The following is an 18022-nucleotide window of genomic DNA, read 5'->3' as shown; positions in this document are numbered from 1 at the left end:
TCCGGAACGATGGTTTTCACCGCGCCGAGATCTCGTCGGCGCCTGTGAGAAGGACGACCATGGTCACCCGTAAGAAAAAGGACGACATCACTGCTGCTGAGACGGCCGTGAACGCCGTCGAGCAGACTTCCCCTGTTGCCGCCGCCGCACCGGTCACCGGTGCTGCCGGCACACCTGCCGCACCGCAGCCCACCGAGGTGTCCGCAGTGAAGGTGCAGGCACCGAAGGCCACCGTCACCGCCCCGGTTCCGCCGGTGGCGCCGGGCACCGTCGCCGCGGCCACGGTTCCCGGCGCGGCGGCCCCTGCACCGGTACCCGCACCCGCACCGGTCACCACGCTGACCGAGACGGCGAAGAAGTGGCTGATCGGGGGTGCTGTGGCCGGCGGCCTGGCACTGTTCCTCATCGGCTTCGGCGGCGGCTACATCGTCGGCTCCAACCACACCGATTCCGGCCGCTCCAGCGAGTTCGGCGGCGGCATGGGCGGCGGCATGGGCGGTATGGGCGGCGGCATGGGTGGCCAGGGCTTCCCCGGCGGCGGCAGCTCGGACGGCCAGATGATGCCGGGCATGCCCGGTGGCCAGGGCGGCGGACAGTCCGGCCAGTACCTGCAGGAACAGCAGCAGCAGCAGGGCCAGAACGGCCAGCAGATGCCGGGCCAGCAGCAGGGTCAGAGCGACCAGCAGCAGACTCCGCAGGATCAGCAGCAGAGCTCGGGCACCTCGAGCTGAGCTACTGCTCCTCGGCGGCCAGCTGACCGCAGGCCGCGGCGATCTCCTGGCCTCGGGTGTCACGCACCGTGCAGGAGACGCCCTGCTCCCGAACCCGTCGGACGAATTCTCGTTCGACGGGTTTCGGGCTGGCGTCCCATTCCGAGCCGGGCGTCGGATTGAGCGGAATCAGGTTGACGTGTACCAGTGAGCCGAGTGCTCCGCGCAGCCGTTTGCCGAGCAGATCGGCGCGCCACGGCTGATCGTTCACATCCCGGATCAGCGCGTACTCGATCGAGACGCGGCGGCCGGTGGTGTCGGCGTAGTACCGGGCGGCCTGGAGGACTTCGGTGACCGACCACCGGTTGTTGACCGGGACCAGGGTGTCGCGGAGTTCGTCGTCGGGGGTGTGCAGCGAGACGGCGAGGGTCACCGACAGTCCCTCATCGGCCAGGCGGCGGATGGCCGGGGCCAGCCCGACCGTGGAGACGGTCACATGGCGGGCCGAGATCCCCATGCCGGCGGGTTCGGGCTCGGTGATCTTGCGGACGGCGTCGACCACCCGCTTGTAGTTGGCGAGCGGTTCACCCATCCCCATGAAGACCACGTTCGACAGCCGGCCCGGCTCCCCCAGGTCCCCGTCGCGCAGCGCACGCGCCGCCGACCGCACCTGGTCGACGATCTCGGCGGTCGACAGGTTACGCTGCAGGCCGCCCTGGCCGGTCGCGCAGAACGGGCACGCCATGCCGCAGCCCGCCTGCGACGAGATGCACAGGGTGTTGCGCTCGCTGTAACGCATGAGTACCGATTCGAGCAGGGTGCCGTCGTGCAGGCGCCAGAGCGTCTTCCGGGTGGTGCCGTCGTCGCAGGAGATGTGCCGCACCGGACTCATCAGCTCCGGAAACAGGGCGGTGCCCACGTCGTCCCGGATTCCCGCCGGCAGATCCGTCATCTCGGCGACGTCCGCGTTCAACCGGCCGTAGTACTGCTTGGCCAGCTGGTTGGCCCGGAATTTCGGCAGCCCCAGCTTCTCGACGGCCGCGATCCGTCCGGCCTCGTCGAGGTCGGCGAAATGGGTCGGCGGCTTTCCGCGCTTGGGCGCGTCGAAGACGAGGGGCAGGCTGGTCACCCGACCATTCTCTCACGGCGGCCGAGTGCGGCGAGAATCGTGAACTACATCAAGACGGTCAGGACGGCCCAGGTGACGAACGCCGACGGAAGCAGCGAATCGAGGCGGTCCATGATGCCGCCGTGGCCGGGCAGCAGAGTGCCCATGTCCTTGATGCCCAGGTCACGTTTGATCTGCGACTCGATGAGATCACCGCAGGTCGCCACCAGCACCATCAACGGGCCGAGGATCAGGCCCACCCACCAGTGGGTCTGCAGAAGCCATTGGGCGCAGCCGACGGCCGCGACGGTGCCGAACAGCAGCGAGCCGCCCATGCCCTCCCACGACTTCTTCGGGCTGATCGCCGGCACCATCGGATGCTTGCCGAACAGGACGCCGGCGATGTAGCCGCCGACGTCGGAGGCGACCACGATGATGAGCAGCGTGAACACCCGGTAGCGGCCGTCGTCCTGCTGCACCATGTCCACACCGAACGCGCCCATCAGCGGCAGCCAGGCCAGGACCAGGATGCTCAGTGCCACGTCCCGCGTGTAGTTCTTCGGCGCATCCGCCAGTCCCTGCGCGAACAGCTTCCACGCCATGACGACCAGCGTGGTCGCGGCGAACGCCGCCATCGCTCCACGCATGCCCCACGGCCAGGTGGACCAGATGATCGCCTGTCCGCCGGCGAGCAGCGGGATCAGGGCCACATCCATGCCGCCCTCACGGAGACGCTTGGCGACCTCCCAGGTGGCGATGGCCAGTGCGACCGCGACGACCCCGAACCAGACGCGGGGCACGTAGGCGAGCACCGCGATCAGACCGACGCCGAGAAGCACCCCGACGCCGATGGCGGCGGGGAGGTTACGTCCGGCCTTGGACGTCTTGGGAGCGTCGGCCTGGGGTGCGGCGGTCATACCTCGAGCAGCTCGGCTTCCTTGTGCTTCACCAGCTCGTCGACCTGGGCGACATAGCCCGAGGTGGTCTTGTCGAGATCCTTCTCGGCGCGAACCACCTCGTCCTCGCCGGCCTCGCCGTCCTTCTGGATGCGCTTGAGCTCGTCGACGGCCTTGCGGCGGATGTTACGGATCGAGATCTTCGCGTCCTCACCCTTGCCCCGGGCCTGCTTGACCAGGTCCTTGCGGCGTTCCTCGGTGAGCTGCGGGATGGCCACGCGGATCACGTTGCCGTCGTTGGTCGGGTTGACGCCCAGATCGGAGTTGCGGATGGCCGTCTCGATGTCGCCCATGATGTTGGCCTCGTACGGCTTGATGACCACGAGGCGCGGTTCCGGCGTCGAGATGCTGGACACCTGCGTGATCGGCGTGAGTGCGCCGTAGTACTCCACCATCACCTTGTTGAACATCGCCGGGTTGGCGCGGCCGGTGCGGATCGAGGCCATGTCGTCGCGGGCGACGGACACCGCCTTCTCCATCTTCTCCTCGGCGTCGAGCAGAGCGTCGTCGATCATCTTCGATGTCCTTATCCGTGGTGGTGCTGTGGTCGTGTGGTCTGTGCCGGCCCGGTCAGGAGACCAGGGTGCCGATGCGCTCGCCGGCCACCGCACGTGCGATATTGCCGCGTTCGAGCAGATTGAACACGAGAATCGGCATGTTGTTGTCCATGCAGAGCGAGAACGACGTCGCGTCGGCGACCTTGAGCTGCTTGTCGAGGACTTCGCGGTAGGTGATGTCGTGGAACATGGTCGCGTCCGGGTTGGTGCGCGGATCGGAATCGTAGATCCCGTCGACCGCCTTGGCCATCAGCACCGCCTCCGCCTTGATCTCCAGGGCGCGCTGGGCCGCGGTGGTGTCGGTGGAGAAGTACGGCATGCCCATGCCCGCGCCGAAGATCACCACGCGCCCCTTCTCCAGGTGACGGACCGCGCGCAGCGGAATGTACGGTTCGGCGACCTGACCCATGGTGATGGCGGTCTGGACCCGGGTGTTGATGCCGCGCTTCTCCAGGAAGTCCTGCAACGCCAGGCAGTTCATCACGGTGCCGAGCATGCCCATGTAGTCCGAGCGGGAACGGTCCAGACCGCGCTGCTGCAGTTCCGCACCGCGGAAGAAGTTGCCGCCGCCGATCACGATGCCGACCTGGACGCCGCTCTCGACGACCTCGGCGATCTGGTCGGCGACCGTGGCCACCACGTCGGGGTCGAGGCCGACGGCACCGCCGCCGAACATCTCGCCGCCCAGTTTCAGCAGGACCCGGCTGAAACCTCCGCGTGCCGGATCCGCCGGTTCGAGCGCATCCGATGCCGATTCGGTGGAGGTCGCAGAGTCGGTCATCGTTCCCCTTCGGTTCGCGGCGCGTCGCATGCACACATAGGCACACAAACTCTCTTCATCTTAGGGGGCGAGCACCCGACGGAAACACTCCGGCCCCGAACCCGGCGTGTGCGGGTTCGGGGCCGGAAAGCGTTCAGCCGGATTCAGCCGATCAGGCCTGGCCCACCTCGAAGCGGGTGAAGCCGGTGACGTTCGCGCCGGCCTCGTCGAGGATGGCCTTCACGGTCTTCTTCGAGTCGGTGACCGACGGCTGGTCGAGCAGCACGACGTCCTTGTAGAAGCCGTTGACGCGACCTTCCACGATCTTCGGCAGAGCCTGCTCCGGCTTGCCTTCGGCCTTGGCGGTCTCCTCGGCGATACGACGCTCGTTCTCGACGACGTCGGCGGGGACCTCGTCACGGGTGGCGTACTTGGCCTTCAGCGCGGCGACCTGCATGGCGGCGCCACGGGCGGCCTCGGCGGCGGCATCGCCGTCACCGCTGTAGGCGACCAGCACGCCGACGCTCGGCGGCAGATCCGACGCACGCTTGTGCAGGTAGATCGCGGTCGGGCCGTCGTAGGCGGCGACGCGACGCAGGACCAGCTTCTCGCCGATCTTGGCCGACAGGGCCTCGACGGCCTCGGAGACGGTGCCGTCGCCCAGCGGGGCGGCCAGCAGAGCGTCGACGTCGTTGCTGCGCAGCTCGACGGCTGCACCGAGGACGTCGTCGGCCAGCTTCTGGAACTCGTCGTTCTTGGCGACGAAGTCGGTCTCGCTGTCCAGCTCGATCATGACGCCGTCGCGCGCGGCGACCAGACCTTCGGCGGTCGCGCGCTCAGCGCGCTTGCCGACGTCCTTGGCGCCCTTGATACGGAGCTCCTCGACGGCCTTGTCGAAATCGCCGTCGTTGTTGGCCAGGGCGTTCTTGCAGTCGAGCATGCCCGAGCCGGTGACTTCGCGCAGACGCTTGACGTCTGCGGCGGTGTAGTTCGCCATGTGTGGCGACCCTCCTATGTCAGAAGTGGATGAATCAGGTCAGAACAGTGAGTGAGGTCACTCGGCGGCGGCGGGAGCCTGCGCGGCGGCCTCGGCGGGAGCGGCGTCACCGGCGGGGGCGGTGGCCTCCACCAGCAGATCCTTCTCCCACTCCGGCAGCGGCTCGGCGTCGGCGCCGGCCTCCGGCTTGGCGTCGCCCTCGGTCTTGCCGGCGCGAGCCTGCAGACCCTCGGCGACGGCCGAAGCGACCACGCGGGTCAGCAGCGCGGTGCTGCGGATCGCGTCGTCGTTGGCCGGGATCGGGTAGTCGACCAGATCGGGGTCGCAGTTGGTGTCCAGGATCGCGATGACCGGGATGTTCAGCTTGCGAGCCTCACCGACGGCGATGTGCTCCTTGTTGGTGTCGACGACCCACACGGCCGACGGAACCTTGTTCATGTCGCGGATACCGCCGAGGGTGCGCTCGAGCTTGTTCTTCTCACGCGTGAGCATGAGGATTTCCTTCTTGGTGCGACCCTCGAAGCCACCGGTCTGCTCCATGGTCTCCAGCTCCTTCATGCGCTGGAGACGCTTGTGCACGGTGTTGAAGTTGGTGAGCATGCCACCGAGCCAACGCTGGTTGACGTACGGCATGCCGACGCGGGTCGCCTCGGCGGCGATGGATTCCTGGGCCTGCTTCTTGGTGCCGACGAACAGGATGGTGCCGCCGTGGGCGACGGTCTCCTTGACGAACTCGTAGGCGCTGTCGATGTACGACAGGGTCTGCTGCAGGTCGATGATGTAGATGCCGTTGCGGTCGGTGAAGATGAACCGCTTCATCTTCGGGTTCCAGCGACGGGTCTGGTGTCCGAAGTGGGCGCCGCTGTCGAGCAGCTGCCGCATGGTCACGACTGCCATGGGTATTCCTTTTTCTCGGTTGTCACCGGTCATCGGTCGATGCCGGTCCTGGCGCCTGCCGCCGAACCCGCCCTGACCTGCTCTGATGAGCAGTCGGGACCGTGGGAAACGGTCGTGGTGTCCATCGGCGGATCGGGTGATCGTCGATGGACGCGCAGACGCGCGAAGTCACCCCGTCCACGAGGGACGAGATGCAGTGAGCAAGTCTACGCGTCGACACGCCGGTGACAAAAACGGAGCCGGAGCGGTCCCCGGCACGTCTGAACTGTATGAAGCCCGATTCTGTGTGGCGCGTGGTGTTGGTGGCCGTGACGGTGTTCCTGTGGGTGACCGAGCCGTCGGCGGTGGCGGCGACCGGACGGTACGGCTGGCCGCTGGATCCGCGGCCGGCGGTGGTCCGGGGATTCGATCCGCCCGTCCACCGCTGGGAGCCGGGTCATCGCGGGATCGATCTGGCGGCCTCCGCCGGCTCGGCGGTGCTCGCCGCGGGCGTCGGAACCGTCCGGTTCGCCGGCTCGCTGGCCGGCCGGCCGGTGGTCTCGGTGCTCCATCCCGACGGGATCGTCACCACCTACGAGCCGGTGACGGCGCGCGTACGGGCCGGCGACCGGGTGCGCCGGGGTGAGGTCCTGGGGCTCGTGGAGGCCGGCCATCCCGGCTGCCGATCGTCGGCGTGCCTGCACTGGGGTGCCAGACGGGGTGCCGGGTCGACGGAACGCTATCTGGATCCGCGCACGCTGGTCGGCGGCGTGCGGGTCCGACTCAAGCCGTTCGCGTCCTAAGTGGTGGTCACCGCCGTCAGGCGCGCGGATGCGCCTGATCGTGGACGGCGCGCAGGCGTTCGACGCTCACGTGGGTGTACAGCTGTGTGGTCGCCAGCGACGAGTGACCGAGGAGTTCCTGGACGACGCGCAGGTCGGCACCGCCCTCGAGCAGGTGGGTGGCGGCGCTGTGCCGCAGTCCGTGTGGGCCGATCGACGGACCGTCGCCGGAACCGGTCGCCCGATGCACGACGGTGCGCGCCATCCGCTGGTCGAGGCGTCCACCCTTTACTCCGAGGAGCAGTGCGTCCGCGGAGGCGGCGGTCGCCAGCCTCGGCCGGCCGCGGTGGAGCCAGGCGTCGAGGGCCTCGGCCGCCGGTGTTCCGTAGGGCACAGTGCGCTGTTTGTCGCCCTTGCCGATCACCCGGACGACCCTGCGGTCGGGGTCGACGTCGGACAGGTTCAGGCCGCACAGCTCCCCCACGCGGATGCCGCACGAGTACAGCAGTTCCAGGATGAGCCGGTCCCGGATGCCGACCGGATCGTTCGGGTCGACATCGGCGCCGGCGGCGGCGGTCACCGCGTCGGCCGCCTGCTGCGGGTCGAGAACGGGCGGCAGGGTGCGGTGGGCCTTCGGGGCCTGCAGGCGCACGGCCGGGTCGGTCGGCATGATCTGTTCGCGGACGGCCCAGCCGCAGAAGGTCTTGACCGATGACACCTGGCGCGCGATCGTCGTGCGCGCCGCGCCGCGCCGGGTGTGGTCGGCCAGCCAGGACCGGAGCAGGGACAGGTCGAGGTCGGCGACGCCGGATCCGCGGGCGCCGGCGTAGCTGATCAGGCCGCGGACGTCACCGAGGTAGGCGCGCACGGTGTGCTCACTGCGCCCCTTCTCGAAGCGCAGGTACTCCTCGAACTGCTCGAGCACCTCGGCCATGAGTGTGAGTGTAGGTGCGAGATCGCTGCGGGCGTCGGAGGCGGGGTTCAGGACTCCTGCTTGCGCAGTTCGGCCTTCCACTGCCGGAAGCCCTCTTCGGTGCGGCCGCGGCGCCAGTACCCGGAGATGGACTGACCGCGCTGCGCTCCGACACCGCGCTCCTTGCGGATGTAGGGGCGCAGGTTCTTCATGACGGCCTGCGCCTCCCCGTGCACGAAGACCTGCGGCTCGCCGTCGAGCCATGCGGCGTTCTTGACGGCTGCGATCACCGGGGCGTTGTCGCCGGCGACGTCGTCCCCGGCGGTGTCCGACGAAGCACCCCGGTGCACCCAGGTGATGTCGGCGCCGGCCGGGGCGGTCAGCTCGATCTCGTCGTCGGGTCCGCCGACCTCGATGAAGACCTTGGCGATCGCGTCGTCGGGCAGGGCTTCGAGTGCCGCCGACAGCGCCGGCAGGGCGGCTTCGTCGGCGACGAGCAGATGCCAGGGCGCCTCCGGGTCGGGGCGGTAGCCGCTGCCGGGGCCCAGGAAGCTCACGGTCTCTCCCGGTGCGACGGTCGCGGCCCACGGGCCGGCGATGCCTTCGTCGCCGTGGACGACGAAGTCGATCGCGATCTCCCCGGCGTCCGCGTCGTAGGTGCGGACGGTGTAGGTGCGCAGGATCGGCTGCTGGTCGGCCGGGAAGTCGTCGCGGATCTGTTCGAGGTCCAGCGGCTGGGGGTAGTCGACGCCGTCCGGGGTGAAGACGAGCTTCACGTACATGTCGGTGTCGTGGTCGTCGGCGGTGCCGGCGCCGCCGGCCGGGACGAACTGGTCGAATCCGTCACCACCGAGCCAGACGCGGATCATGTGGTCGGTGAGCTTCTCGGTCCGCTGGACCGTCATGGTGTTCAGACGCCGTGCCATGACACCCACCGTACCGGCCTCCGGCACGATCGGTTAGCCGACCCTAATCTGGTCGGCCGGATCTTTCAGTGGACCGGTTCGGTACAGCTCGACGGCGGATCGACGACCGAGCAGACGGCAGCCGGCCGGGTCGGACGGTAGTGCGGACCGACACCGTCGGCGGCGGTGATCTGCCGGTACACGGCCACCGCGTCGGTCGGTGTGCGGGTGAGCGAGGGATCGGTCTCGACGTCCACGCGGTACAGCCCGAATCGGGTGTGGTAGGTGCCCCATTCGTAGTTGTCGGTGAGGCTCCAGTAGTTGTAGCCGATCACCGGGATCCCGTCGGCCCGGGCACGCTGCACCCAGTAGACGGTGTCGGCGAGGTGATCGCCGCGGCGGTAACCGTCGGCCCGGGGTGCGCCGTCGGCCGTCGGCATTCCGCTCTCCACGATGTAGAGCGGTTTGCCCGGGTAGCGGCGGTGGTTGTAGCGCAGTGCGTAGTAGATGCTGTCGGCGTCGACGGGCAGGCTCGGCATCGCCTTCACCAGCGACAGGTTCCCGCCGGTGAGGGCGGCCGAACCGGCCAGCGGATTCCCCAGCGAGAATCCGTAGTAGTTGTCGATGCCGACGAAGTCGGAGGTCCGCACGAACCGGTCGGTGAGTGCCGGGTCGATCAGCGGCTCGCCGCCGAGCGGCAGGTAGGCGGAGTTGGAGGTCACCATCGCGCCCGGCTGCGTCCGGTGGATCACCCCAGAGATCTGATCGTGCGCCGACACCATCCGGTCGACCGCCGTCGGTGCATCCGCCGCCGGCATCTCGCCGCGCGACACCTGCTGCAGAAGGTTCATGACCGGCTCGTTGAACGTCACCCACATCGGGTTGTATTTCGCGTAGCGGCGCACGATCTCGCGGGCGTAGGTCATCCACCGCTGCGTCGCGGACGGGCTGGTCCAGCCTCCCGCACGCATCACCCACTGCGGATAGACCCAGTGGTCGAGGGTGATCATCGGCCGCATGCCGGCGGCGGCGATCGCCCCGATCATGTCGTCGTAGTAGGCGAGTTCACCCTGGTCGAAGCCGTTCGGCGTGGGCTGGACACGCGCCCACTCGACACCGACCCGGTAGACGCCGACACCGAGCCCCTGCGCCAGGGCGATGTCGGACCGGTAGCGGTGCCGGAAGTCGACCGACCGGCCGACGGCCACGTTGTCCGGCTTGACCACCGTCCAGTTGCTGGCGGGGTGACCGCCGGGTGATCCTTCGGACTGGAATCCGGAGGACGCGACTCCCCACAGGAAGTTCGCGGGCAGTGCCGGGGTGTCCGCCTGTACCGGTGAGGTCACCACCGCGGTGAGCAGAACGACGGCGGCGACCGCCGTGGACAGACGTCGTGACAGAGCGCGCAACTCGGTTCTCCCCCCGCGAGGTTTTCGGTGAGAGTAGCCGTCGAGGGCTGCCCGGACGTCGCCTTCCGTGAACTCCGGCTAGGCCGGACACTGCCACGCGCCCATCAGCGCGCCAACGCCCATGTTCCGCCCGAGCAGACGACGAGGCCACGCAGCTCGAGGATCGCGAGCGCGGCGCGCACCCGGTCGGCCGGCAGGCTCGCCCCGAACGCGATCTCGTCGACGCGGAGGGTTCCGCGTGCGGGCAGCGCCTCGATCACCGCGAACTGTGACGGACTGAGGTCGTCGGTGGGGCGCGGCGACGACGGCGGCTGCGGGTCGTGGCCGTCGGGTTCGGCGAGCGCGGCGGTCGAGGCGGCGTCGGTGACCAGGTGTGCCTGGCCGTCCGCGATCATCTGGTGACAGCCCACCGACGTGGCGCTGGTGACGGGGCCGGGTACGGCGCCGAGCGGCCGGCCGAGCCTTCGCGCCCAGGCGGCGGTGTTGGCGGCCCCCGAACGGCGTCCGGCCTCCACGACCACCACCGCCGACGACATCGCCGCGACGAGGCGGTTGCGGGTCAGGAACCGATGTTTCGCCGCGGTGGTGCCGGGTGGGTATTCGGTGACGATCAGTCCTCGGCGCCCGATCTCAGCCAGCAACCGGGCGTGCCCGGCCGGATAGTCCCGGTCGATTCCGCAGGCCAGGAATGCGATGGTCACGCCGGCAGCGGCCAGGGCCCCGCGGTGGGCCGCTCCGTCAATGCCGTAGGCGCCGCCGGACACCACGGTCCATCCGGCGCTCGCGAGGTCCGCACCGAGCCGCCCCGCCACGTGGTCACCGTACGACGAGGCCGCCCGCGATCCGACGATCCCGATCGAGCGCTGCGTCGCCTCCGCCAGATCATGTTCGCCGCGCACCCACAGCGCGAGCGGCGCACCGCCGCGTGCGGCGGTGCTCGCCTGGTCGAGGGCCAGCAACGACCATGCCGGCCACTCGGCGTCCTCCCGCGTGATCAGCCGCCCACCGCGCCGCTCGCAGGCCTCCAGATCGGCCGCCGACCGGTCGACGGCGTACCGCGCCCGGGTCGCCTCCAGAACGTCGACGTCACCGTCGGTCAGACGCCGGGTGCGGATCCGGTCGGCGGCCTCGACCGCGCCCACGTCCTCGGTGAGCGCGATCACCGGCGCGCACGGGGGTTCGGCCACCGCCGACAGGTACGCCCAGGCGCGTCGTGCGTTCCGGTCGGGGCCGCTCATCGCAGGCTCCGGTCGCGGTACATCAGCGCCTGCGCCACGTCGTCGACGCCGGGCCGGTCCGCGCCGCGCAGGTCGGCGAGCGTCCACGACAATCGGAGCGCGCGGTCCGCGCCGCGCGGCGTGATGCGCCCTTCCCGCAGGAACTGCTCCACCCGGCCGACCGCGTCGGGTTCCGGCGGATACCGGCGGCGCAGTGCACTGCCCGGCACTTCCGCATTGGTCAGCCAGCCGTCGTCACCCCACCGCGCCCGTGCCCGGGCGCGAGCAGCCGCGACGCGCAGTGCGATGGCGTCGCTGGCCTCCCCCGGCTCGGTCATCAGGACCGCGGCGCCGGGCGGCTCCATCTGCACGCGGATGTCGATGCGATCCATCAGCGGCCCGGACAACCGGGCGAGGTAGCGTCGCCGAACCGGTGACGGGCATTCGCAGTCGACGTCGTTGGCGGCGGCGCACGGGCACGGGTTCGCCGCCAGGAGCAGCAGGAATCTCGCCGGATAGGCGGTCACGCCGTCCCTGCGCGAGATCCGCACCGCCCCTTCCTCGAGCGGCTGGCGCAGGCCGTCGAGCACCTTCGGTCCGACCTCCGCGCACTCGTCGAGGAACAGCACGCCGCGGTGTGCCCGGGACACCGCCCCGGGGCCGGCCAGTCCGGTGCCGCCGCCGAGCAGTGCGGCCATCGAGACGCTGTGGTGCGGGGCGACGAACGGCGGTGCGGTGATCAGTCCGGACTGTGGCGGAAGCGTCCCGGCGATCGAGTGGACGGCGGTCACCTCCAGCGATTCCTCCGGTTCGAGGGGCGGCAGGATCCCGGGCAGCCGGGCGGCCAGCATCGTCTTGCCGACGCCCGGTGGGCCGGTCATCAGGACGTGATGACCGCCGGCGGCCGCCACCTCCAGGGCATGCCGGGCGACCGGTTGTCCGACGACGTCGGCCATGTCCGGCACCACCGGGGCCTCGACGGCGGGGCCGGCGTGCACGGTGTCGAGAACGACGTCGCCGGCCATCCAGGCGACCACCTGCGACAGTGAGGACGCTCCGCCCACCTCGAGCCCGTCGACCAGGCTCGCCTCCGCGACGTTCGCCGCCGGGACCACCGCTCGCGTGTATCCGGCACGGCGGGCGCCGAGCAGGAGCGGCAGGATTCCGCGGACACCGCGGATCCGGCCGTCGAGGGCGAGTTCACCGAGGAACACGGTGCCGGCCACCTTCTCGTGCGCGGCCTGTCCGGTGGCGACGAGGACGGCCAGCGCCATCGGCAGGTCGAAGCCGGGGCCGCCTTTCGGCAGGCTGGCCGGCGCCAGCGCCAGCGTCACCTTCCAGTCGTTGATCTTGAATCCGCTGTTGGACGTCGCGGCGCGGACGCGTTCCTTCGCTTCGCGGGCCGACGCGTCGACGGTCCCGGTGACACTGATTCCCGGCATGCCGGCCGAGACGCTGGCCTGGATCTCGATCACGTGCGCAAGGAACCCGGACAGTCCCATGGACGCGATGTTCCCGACTCGGACGGCCACGGTCAGTCCACCAGTCCGCGGTGGTGACGGAGAGTCGCGGCGGCCCGGTCCTCCGGGTGGGCGACGTCCAGGCGCACCGAGATCACGTCGAACCGGATGGTCTCGTACCAGCGCGCACCGGGCGGCCGGGCGGAGAGCCATTGCCGGGTGACCAGACGCATGCGCTGCAGTTTGCGGGCGTCGACCGCTTCGACCGGGTCGTCGTAGGTGCGGGACATCCGGGTCTTCACCTCGACGACGATCAGAGTGTCGCCGTCGGCGGCGATCAGGTCGAGTTCGCCGTAGCGCGTCCGCCAGTTCCGGTCCAGGACCGTCCAGCCCAAGGCGCGGACGTGGTGGTCCGCGAAGTCTTCGCCGATCCGGCCGACCATGCGCCGCCGGTCGCCGTGCAGTGTGTTCTCCCCCATGGATCGAGCCTGACGGCGGCCGGCGTCCGCGTCACCGGGTGGGCGCCGGACCCTGTCGACGGAGGGCATCCGTCCACAGGCGGGCGTGATCGAGGGAACCGGTCAGGACCGACGTGGCCGCCAGGCGGCGCGTGCGTCGCGCGCGGCCGGGTCGCCGGTCGATCCGGTCTGCACGCGGATGTCGTCGTCGACGCGGACGTTCCGGGCGAGCCGCCGCAGCATGCGGCGTCCGAGGGTCGGGAACGCGAGCGCCGGCCGGTAAATGCGTGGGTAGACGACGTCGATGCGATCGTGTTCGAGGGCCGCGACGGGCGCCGCGACACCGGCGCCGGCGTTGTTGACCAGGATGTCGACCGGTCCGACCGCGGCGGCCAGCGTCGCCGCGGCGCCACGGACCGACAGGTCCACGGTGTGCACCTCGGCCCCGGTCAGTGCGGCGACCTCGTCGAGCGCTTCACGGCCGCGCGCGGCGACCACCAGCCGGACGTTCCGGGCGGCCAGCTGAAGCGCGATCTCGCGGCCGATCCCGCTGGAGGCACCGGTGATCAGTGCTCGCCGGCCGGTCAGATCCACGCGATCACGGCTCGTCGGGCAGCTGCAGTTCGCTGCGCTCGAGTTCCTCGATGTTGACGTCCTTGAAGGTCACGACACGGACCTGCTTGACGAAACGTGCCGGGCGATACATGTCCCACACCCAGGCGTCGGTCAGGTGGATCTCGAAGTACACCTCGCCCTCGGCGTTGCGCGGCACCACGTTCACGCCGTTGGCCAGATAGAACCGTCGTTCGGTCTCCACCACGTATGAGAACTGGCCGACGATGTCCTTGTACTCCTTGTACAGGGACAGCTCCATCTCGGTTTCGTACTTCTCGAGATCTTCAGCGCTCATCAGGCCAGCCTATCGCGAACGTTGCGGTACGACATTCGGTGCTCCGGTGACGGCCCCAGCCGATCGAGCCGCGCCATGTGGTGCGCCGTGCTGTAGCCCTTGTGGATCGCGAAGTCGTAGCCGCCGTCGTCGTCGCCGATCCCCTGCTGTGCGAACCGTCCGTCCAGGTCGACCATGATCCGGTCGCGGGTGACCTTGGCCAGGATCGAGGCGGCGGCGATGCAGGCGGCGTTGGCGTCCCCGCCGATCACCGGCAGCGACGGCATCGGCAGGCCGGGGACGGCGAAGCCGTCCGACAGCACGTAGCCGGGCCGGTCGGACAGTCCGGCGATCGCCTGGCGCATGCCACGGATGTTGGCGACGTGGATGCCGATGCGGTCGATTTCGGCGGCCTCGATCACCACCACGCTCCAGCTGACCGCGTGACGGGTGATGGCGCCGTACAGCCGTTCCCGGACGGCTTCGGTCAGCTTCTTGGAGTCGTCGAGGCCGTCGAGCGACTTCAGCTGGTTCGGACCGAGCACGCACGAGGCGACGACGAGGGGGCCGGCGCAGGCGCCGCGGCCGGCCTCATCGACACCGGCGACCGGTCCGAGACCGCTGCGGGCCAGGGTGAACTCGAGGGTGCGCAGCCCGGATGCCCGGCGCACGGTGGCGCGGGGCGGCCAGCGGAGGGAGGTGCTCGTCATGACGCACTCACATCGCTCTACTGGGGGTCGACCGAACCCACTCCGCCGATCCGCGAGAACGGGTAGATGATGAATCGGACCTTGCCGCGGATGTCGGAAACCGGGATGGTGCCCTGGAACTCGTCTTCCATGTGGGCGCGCGAGTCGGCCGAGTTGCTGCGGTTGTCGCCCATCACCCAGACGTGTCCCTCGGGCACCTTGATCGGGCCGAAGCCGGCGTTGCCGGGATCCTCGACCCCGGCACCCATATAGCAACTGCCGCCGCCGAGGGTGCCGTCGGACTGCTGGAACTCCTGGTTCTGCAGGTTCTTGTCGATGTAGGGCTCGTTGAGCGGTTTGCCGTCGACGGTCACGCCCTTGCCGTCGGACTCGTGGCACTCGACGGTCTGGCCGCCGGTGGCCACGATGCGCTTGACGAGGTCGTTCTCGTTGGGCGGGGCGAGTGCGAACAGCGACAGCACGTCCTGCAGCTTGTGCACGACGGCGTTCGACGACCGCGGCGAACTCCACGTTCCGTCCCACGACTCGGTCGGTGCCTTGAAGACGACGACGTCGCCCGGCTTGGGATCGGTGAATCGATAGGTCAGCTTGTCGACGACGATCCGGTCGTTGTGGCAGCCGTCGCAGCCGTTCAGGGTCGGCTCCATCGATTCGCTGGGCACCACGTACTGCCGGAACAGGAACGTGGTGCAGACGAACATCAACGCCAGGACGATGCCGATGACGATCGCGACCTCGCGGAGCAGACTGCTCTTCTTCTGGTCCTTCTCGTCCTTGGTGTCCTCGTCGGGATCGTTGAAGGTGAATCCGTGCTCGGCTGACTCGTCGGGGATCTGCCGGTCGTCGTCGCTGTGTGCCACGGGATTCAGGTTAGCCGACGCCGGTGTGCACGGTCAGCGTCGATACCGCTCGAGCAGCAGCGAGACGTTGTGCCCGCCGAAACCGACCGAGTTCGTCAGCGCGTACCTCATGGAGACGTCCCGCCTCGTTTCGGCGACGATGCCGAGTGCAAATTCGTCGTCCTGCGCGGTCATGTTGAGGGTCGGAGGAACCGTCGAGGTGGCCAGGGTCTGCGCTGTCAGCGCAGTCTCGAGCGCCCCCACCGCGCCGATCGAATGCCCCAGCGCCGACTTCGGCGCGTAGACCGAGGCGTTCGGGGTCACGGCGGTGATCGCTCGGGCCTCCGCCGCATCGCCGACGCCCGTCGACGTCGCATGCGCGTTCACGTGGTCGACGTCCGCCGCGTGTATGCCGCCGACGTCGATCGCCTTTCGCATGGCTCGTTCCACTCCCCGTCCTCGTTCGTCGGGCGCGACGATGTGATGCGCATCGGACGTGATACCGGCGCCTCGGATGTAGGCGAGCGGCGCGGCACCGCGCGCCAGGGCATGCTCCTCGGATTCGAGGAGCACCAATGCCCCGGCCTCACCGAACACGAAGCCATCACGGTCGCGGTCGAAGGGACGCGACGCGGCTTCTGGGTCGTCGTTGCGGGTACTCATCGCGCGCATCATCGCGAAGCTGGCGATGGGCACCGCGTGAATCGTGCCTTCGACCCCTCCGGCGACGACTACATCAGCCTCTCCGTCGGCGATCATCCGCCAGCCGATCGCGACCGCCTCCGAACCGGATGCGCAAGCCGATACCGGCGTGTGCACACCTGCCCGCGCCCCGATCTCGATGGCGACCCAGGCCGCCGCGCCGTTCGGCATGATCATCGGCACCGACAGTGGCGACACCTTTCGATAGCCGCCTTGGTTCAGTGCGTCGACCGCCGACACGAGCGCCTCGCCGCCGCCTAGACCTGTACCGATACTGACGGCGATCCGATCAGGGTCTGTGGCGGGGCAACCGGCCTGCGACCAGAGTCGACGGCCGAGAACCACGGCCATCTGCTCGACGAACGACATGCGGCGTACCTCGACGCGGGTCAGTTCGTCGGCTGGATGCAAGCCCATCACGCCGCCGATGCGGACGGGTAGGTCGTAATCGTCGACGAAGTCTGCAGTCAGCGTTCCAATGCCGGAGTCGCCGGCCACCAGTCTGGCCCAGGTCTCATCGAGACCATCCGCCACCGACGTGGTGACCGCCGCGTCGGTGAGCACCACCGAACGACGTCCTCCCTTAACTGAACCATCTGCTTCATTCATGCCGATATTGATAGTTGAACCGACTGCTACAGTCAAACGCATGGCCCGGCCACCCGACGCGAATAAGCGCGCAGAGATCGCCGCCCGTACCGCCGAGTACCTCGCGTCTCATGGGATCGCCGAAACGTCTCTGCGCACGGTCGCCGCCGAGCTCGGCACCACGGCACGCATGCTCGTCCACTACTTCGGGACCAAGGAACAGCTGTTCACTGCAGCACTGGAGAGCCAGCGCCAAGACTTCGCCGAATCGTTCACCCAGATCACCAACGCCGACGAGTTGAAGCCGGCTCTGATCGACCTGTGGCGCTCGATGACGATCGGCGAGAGGGCCACTGGAGCACGCCTCTTGATGCAGGTGCTGGCGGCCGGTGGTCCGTATCAGGAGTACGCGCGCAGCGTCGCCGCAGATATCAGCGGTGCGCTGCAGCTCGCCCTGCAGCGCGCAGGAATCTCGCCGGTATCCACACGTGCGCTGTCACTCCACCTGAGTGCCACGTTCCGCGGCCTGCTTCTCGAGCGCTTCAACTCCGACGATCCCGAGTCGGTCGACGAGTCAGCAGTGGCGATTCTCAGCGCGATCGCCGATTGGGAAGCCGACTACACCGACCGTCGCGGATCCGGCCGTGCCGCAGAGTGAACCGCTTCACCCGGGGAATACGACGATCCCCTCCGCACCGGGGTGCGAAGGGGATCGTCGATGGAATCGCTGAAGGTCAGCGCTTCTCCTTGATCTTGGCGGCTTTGCCGCGCAGGTCGCGCAGGTAGTACAGCTTGGCGCGACGGACGTCACCACGGGTGATGACGTCGATCTTGGCGATGTTCGGGCTGTGCACCGGGAAGGTGCGCTCCACGCCGACGCCGAAGGACACCTTGCGGACGGTGAAGGTCTCGCGGACGCCGCCGCCCTGGCGACGGATCACGGCGCCCTTGAACACCTGGATGCGCTCCTTGGAGCCCTCGATCACCTTGACGTGCACGTCGAGGGTGTCGCCGGGGGCGAACTCGGGCACGTCGTCGCGGAGGGACTGCTTGTCGAGGAAGTCGAGGGTGTTCATGATGGTCCAATCTGGCGTGTGCGTGGACAGAGGAACCCAGCGGCCCGGCGCGCGAGATCCTTCGGATTCCGTGGCGGGTTCAACCGGTTCGTGCCCGTGTCAGTAGTCGG

21 protein-coding genes are annotated in these 18022 nt (G+C 69.1%); 3 read left to right on the top strand and 18 right to left on the bottom strand.

Annotated elements, in window-relative coordinates:
• Positions 1-59 precede the first annotated feature (59 nt).
• A complete protein-coding gene (locus QM774_RS02950) occupies positions 60-731 on the top strand; it encodes a hypothetical protein (protein WP_414974461.1) in 672 nt (223 codons plus the stop codon).
• 1 nt (position 732) lies between these two features.
• Here QM774_RS02950 and rlmN read toward each other — a convergent pair whose 3' ends face one another.
• The 6 genes from rlmN to rpsB form a co-directional block, all read right to left on the bottom strand.
• The gene (rlmN, locus tag QM774_RS02945) at positions 733-1839 is read right to left on the bottom strand and encodes a 23S rRNA (adenine(2503)-C(2))-methyltransferase RlmN (protein WP_414974460.1); all 1107 of its coding nucleotides are present in this window, start codon (positions 1837-1839) and stop codon (positions 733-735) included.
• Between the two features lie 44 nt (positions 1840-1883).
• Positions 1884-2735, bottom strand: coding sequence for a phosphatidate cytidylyltransferase (locus tag QM774_RS02940; RefSeq protein ID WP_414974459.1), 852 nt, complete (start codon positions 2733-2735; stop codon positions 1884-1886).
• A complete protein-coding gene (gene frr / locus QM774_RS02935; protein ID WP_414974458.1) occupies positions 2732-3289 on the bottom strand; it encodes a ribosome recycling factor in 558 nt (185 codons plus the stop codon). The genes QM774_RS02940 and frr overlap by 4 nt, the downstream gene beginning before the upstream one ends.
• A gap of 55 nt (positions 3290-3344) precedes the next feature.
• The gene (gene pyrH / locus QM774_RS02930) at positions 3345-4112 is read right to left on the bottom strand and encodes a UMP kinase (RefSeq protein WP_414974457.1); all 768 of its coding nucleotides are present in this window, start codon (positions 4110-4112) and stop codon (positions 3345-3347) included.
• Between the two features lie 151 nt (positions 4113-4263).
• Positions 4264-5088 (bottom strand): translation elongation factor Ts, encoded by an 825-nt coding sequence (tsf, locus tag QM774_RS02925; RefSeq protein WP_414974456.1) that lies wholly within the window; start codon positions 5086-5088, stop codon positions 4264-4266.
• Positions 5089-5145: 57 nt separating this feature from the next.
• Positions 5146-5985, bottom strand: a complete 840-nt coding sequence (rpsB, locus tag QM774_RS02920) for a 30S ribosomal protein S2 (RefSeq protein ID WP_414974455.1) — start codon at positions 5983-5985, stop codon at positions 5146-5148.
• A 269-nt stretch (positions 5986-6254) separates the two neighbouring features.
• Here rpsB and QM774_RS02915 point away from each other — a divergent pair, with 269 nt between their 5' ends.
• Positions 6255-6767 (top strand): M23 family metallopeptidase, encoded by a 513-nt coding sequence (locus QM774_RS02915; RefSeq protein WP_414974454.1) that lies wholly within the window; start codon positions 6255-6257, stop codon positions 6765-6767.
• Between the two features lie 16 nt (positions 6768-6783).
• Here the strand turns inward: QM774_RS02915 and QM774_RS02910 are convergent, their stop codons facing one another.
• From QM774_RS02910 to QM774_RS02860, 11 genes are all read right to left on the bottom strand, one after another.
• The gene (locus QM774_RS02910; protein WP_414974453.1) at positions 6784-7680 is read right to left on the bottom strand and encodes a tyrosine recombinase XerC; all 897 of its coding nucleotides are present in this window, start codon (positions 7678-7680) and stop codon (positions 6784-6786) included.
• 47 nt (positions 7681-7727) lie between these two features.
• Complete coding sequence (locus tag QM774_RS02905; RefSeq protein ID WP_414974452.1) at positions 7728-8585, bottom strand: siderophore-interacting protein; 858 nt, start codon at positions 8583-8585, stop codon at positions 7728-7730.
• A gap of 65 nt (positions 8586-8650) precedes the next feature.
• Complete coding sequence (locus tag QM774_RS02900; RefSeq protein ID WP_414974451.1) at positions 8651-9973, bottom strand: family 1 glycosylhydrolase; 1323 nt, start codon at positions 9971-9973, stop codon at positions 8651-8653.
• Positions 9974-10077: 104 nt separating this feature from the next.
• Positions 10078-11211, bottom strand: a complete 1134-nt coding sequence (gene dprA, locus QM774_RS02895) for a DNA-processing protein DprA (RefSeq protein WP_414974450.1) — start codon at positions 11209-11211, stop codon at positions 10078-10080.
• A complete protein-coding gene (locus tag QM774_RS02890) occupies positions 11208-12722 on the bottom strand; it encodes a YifB family Mg chelatase-like AAA ATPase (RefSeq protein WP_414974449.1) in 1515 nt (504 codons plus the stop codon). Before QM774_RS02890 ends, dprA begins: the two co-directional genes overlap by 4 nt.
• Positions 12723-12724: 2 nt before the next feature.
• A complete protein-coding gene (locus tag QM774_RS02885; RefSeq protein WP_414974448.1) occupies positions 12725-13129 on the bottom strand; it encodes a YraN family protein in 405 nt (134 codons plus the stop codon).
• 102 nt (positions 13130-13231) lie between these two features.
• Positions 13232-13702 (bottom strand): SDR family NAD(P)-dependent oxidoreductase, encoded by a 471-nt coding sequence (locus tag QM774_RS02880; RefSeq protein ID WP_414974447.1) that lies wholly within the window; start codon positions 13700-13702, stop codon positions 13232-13234.
• 4 nt (positions 13703-13706) lie between these two features.
• The gene (locus QM774_RS02875) at positions 13707-14018 is read right to left on the bottom strand and encodes a DUF2469 domain-containing protein (protein ID WP_414974446.1); all 312 of its coding nucleotides are present in this window, start codon (positions 14016-14018) and stop codon (positions 13707-13709) included.
• The gene (locus QM774_RS02870; protein WP_414974445.1) at positions 14018-14707 is read right to left on the bottom strand and encodes a ribonuclease HII; all 690 of its coding nucleotides are present in this window, start codon (positions 14705-14707) and stop codon (positions 14018-14020) included. Before QM774_RS02870 ends, QM774_RS02875 begins: the two co-directional genes overlap by 1 nt.
• A 17-nt stretch (positions 14708-14724) precedes the next feature.
• Complete coding sequence (lepB, locus tag QM774_RS02865; RefSeq protein WP_414974444.1) at positions 14725-15567, bottom strand: signal peptidase I; 843 nt, start codon at positions 15565-15567, stop codon at positions 14725-14727.
• Positions 15568-15600: 33 nt separating this feature from the next.
• Positions 15601-16857, bottom strand: a complete 1257-nt coding sequence (locus tag QM774_RS02860) for a beta-ketoacyl-ACP synthase II (RefSeq protein WP_414976571.1) — start codon at positions 16855-16857, stop codon at positions 15601-15603.
• A 40-nt stretch (positions 16858-16897) separates the two neighbouring features.
• On the opposite strand from QM774_RS02860, the gene QM774_RS02855 reads away from it, so the two are divergent.
• Entirely contained in the window at positions 16898-17494 is a 597-nt protein-coding gene (locus tag QM774_RS02855; RefSeq protein WP_414974443.1) for a TetR/AcrR family transcriptional regulator, read from the top strand.
• 76 nt (positions 17495-17570) lie between these two features.
• Here the strand turns inward: QM774_RS02855 and rplS are convergent, their stop codons facing one another.
• Positions 17571-17912 carry a 50S ribosomal protein L19 gene (rplS, locus tag QM774_RS02850; protein ID WP_414974442.1) on the bottom strand — a complete coding sequence of 114 codons (342 nt, stop codon included), beginning with the start codon at positions 17910-17912 and terminating at the stop codon, positions 17571-17573.
• Positions 17913-18022 lie beyond the last annotated feature (110 nt).

This window comes from Gordonia sp. (in: high G+C Gram-positive bacteria) (genome assembly GCF_047600565.1).
Lineage (GTDB): Bacteria > Actinomycetota > Actinomycetes > Mycobacteriales > Mycobacteriaceae > Gordonia.
The sequence above is the reverse complement of the archived record's forward strand: the minus strand, read 5'-3'. Positions and strand labels throughout refer to the sequence as shown.

Bases quoted from the DNA above. Each gene is read 5' to 3' on its own strand.
- QM774_RS02950 (WP_414974461.1), top strand. From the start codon at position 60: ATGGTCACCCGTAAGAAAAAGGACGACATCACTGCTGCTGAGACGGCC.
- QM774_RS02940 (WP_414974459.1), bottom strand. From the start codon at position 2,735: ATGACCGCCGCACCCCAGGCCGACGCTCCCAAGACGTCCAAGGCCGGA.
- frr (WP_414974458.1), bottom strand. From the start codon at position 3,289: ATGATCGACGACGCTCTGCTCGACGCCGAGGAGAAGATGGAGAAGGCG.
- pyrH (WP_414974457.1), bottom strand. From the start codon at position 4,112: ATGACCGACTCTGCGACCTCCACCGAATCGGCATCGGATGCGCTCGAA.
- tsf (WP_414974456.1), bottom strand. From the start codon at position 5,088: ATGGCGAACTACACCGCCGCAGACGTCAAGCGTCTGCGCGAAGTCACC.
- rpsB (WP_414974455.1), bottom strand. From the start codon at position 5,985: ATGGCAGTCGTGACCATGCGGCAGCTGCTCGACAGCGGCGCCCACTTC.
- QM774_RS02915 (WP_414974454.1), top strand. From the start codon at position 6,255: ATGAAGCCCGATTCTGTGTGGCGCGTGGTGTTGGTGGCCGTGACGGTG.
- QM774_RS02910 (WP_414974453.1), bottom strand. From the start codon at position 7,680: ATGGCCGAGGTGCTCGAGCAGTTCGAGGAGTACCTGCGCTTCGAGAAG.
- QM774_RS02905 (WP_414974452.1), bottom strand. From the start codon at position 8,585: ATGGCACGGCGTCTGAACACCATGACGGTCCAGCGGACCGAGAAGCTC.
- dprA (WP_414974450.1), bottom strand. From the start codon at position 11,211: ATGAGCGGCCCCGACCGGAACGCACGACGCGCCTGGGCGTACCTGTCG.
- QM774_RS02885 (WP_414974448.1), bottom strand. From the start codon at position 13,129: ATGGGGGAGAACACACTGCACGGCGACCGGCGGCGCATGGTCGGCCGG.
- QM774_RS02875 (WP_414974446.1), bottom strand. From the start codon at position 14,018: ATGAGCGCTGAAGATCTCGAGAAGTACGAAACCGAGATGGAGCTGTCC.
- QM774_RS02870 (WP_414974445.1), bottom strand. From the start codon at position 14,707: ATGACGAGCACCTCCCTCCGCTGGCCGCCCCGCGCCACCGTGCGCCGG.
- QM774_RS02860 (WP_414976571.1), bottom strand. From the start codon at position 16,857: ATGAATGAAGCAGATGGTTCAGTTAAGGGAGGACGTCGTTCGGTGGTG.
- QM774_RS02855 (WP_414974443.1), top strand. From the start codon at position 16,898: ATGGCCCGGCCACCCGACGCGAATAAGCGCGCAGAGATCGCCGCCCGT.
- rplS (WP_414974442.1), bottom strand. From the start codon at position 17,912: ATGAACACCCTCGACTTCCTCGACAAGCAGTCCCTCCGCGACGACGTG.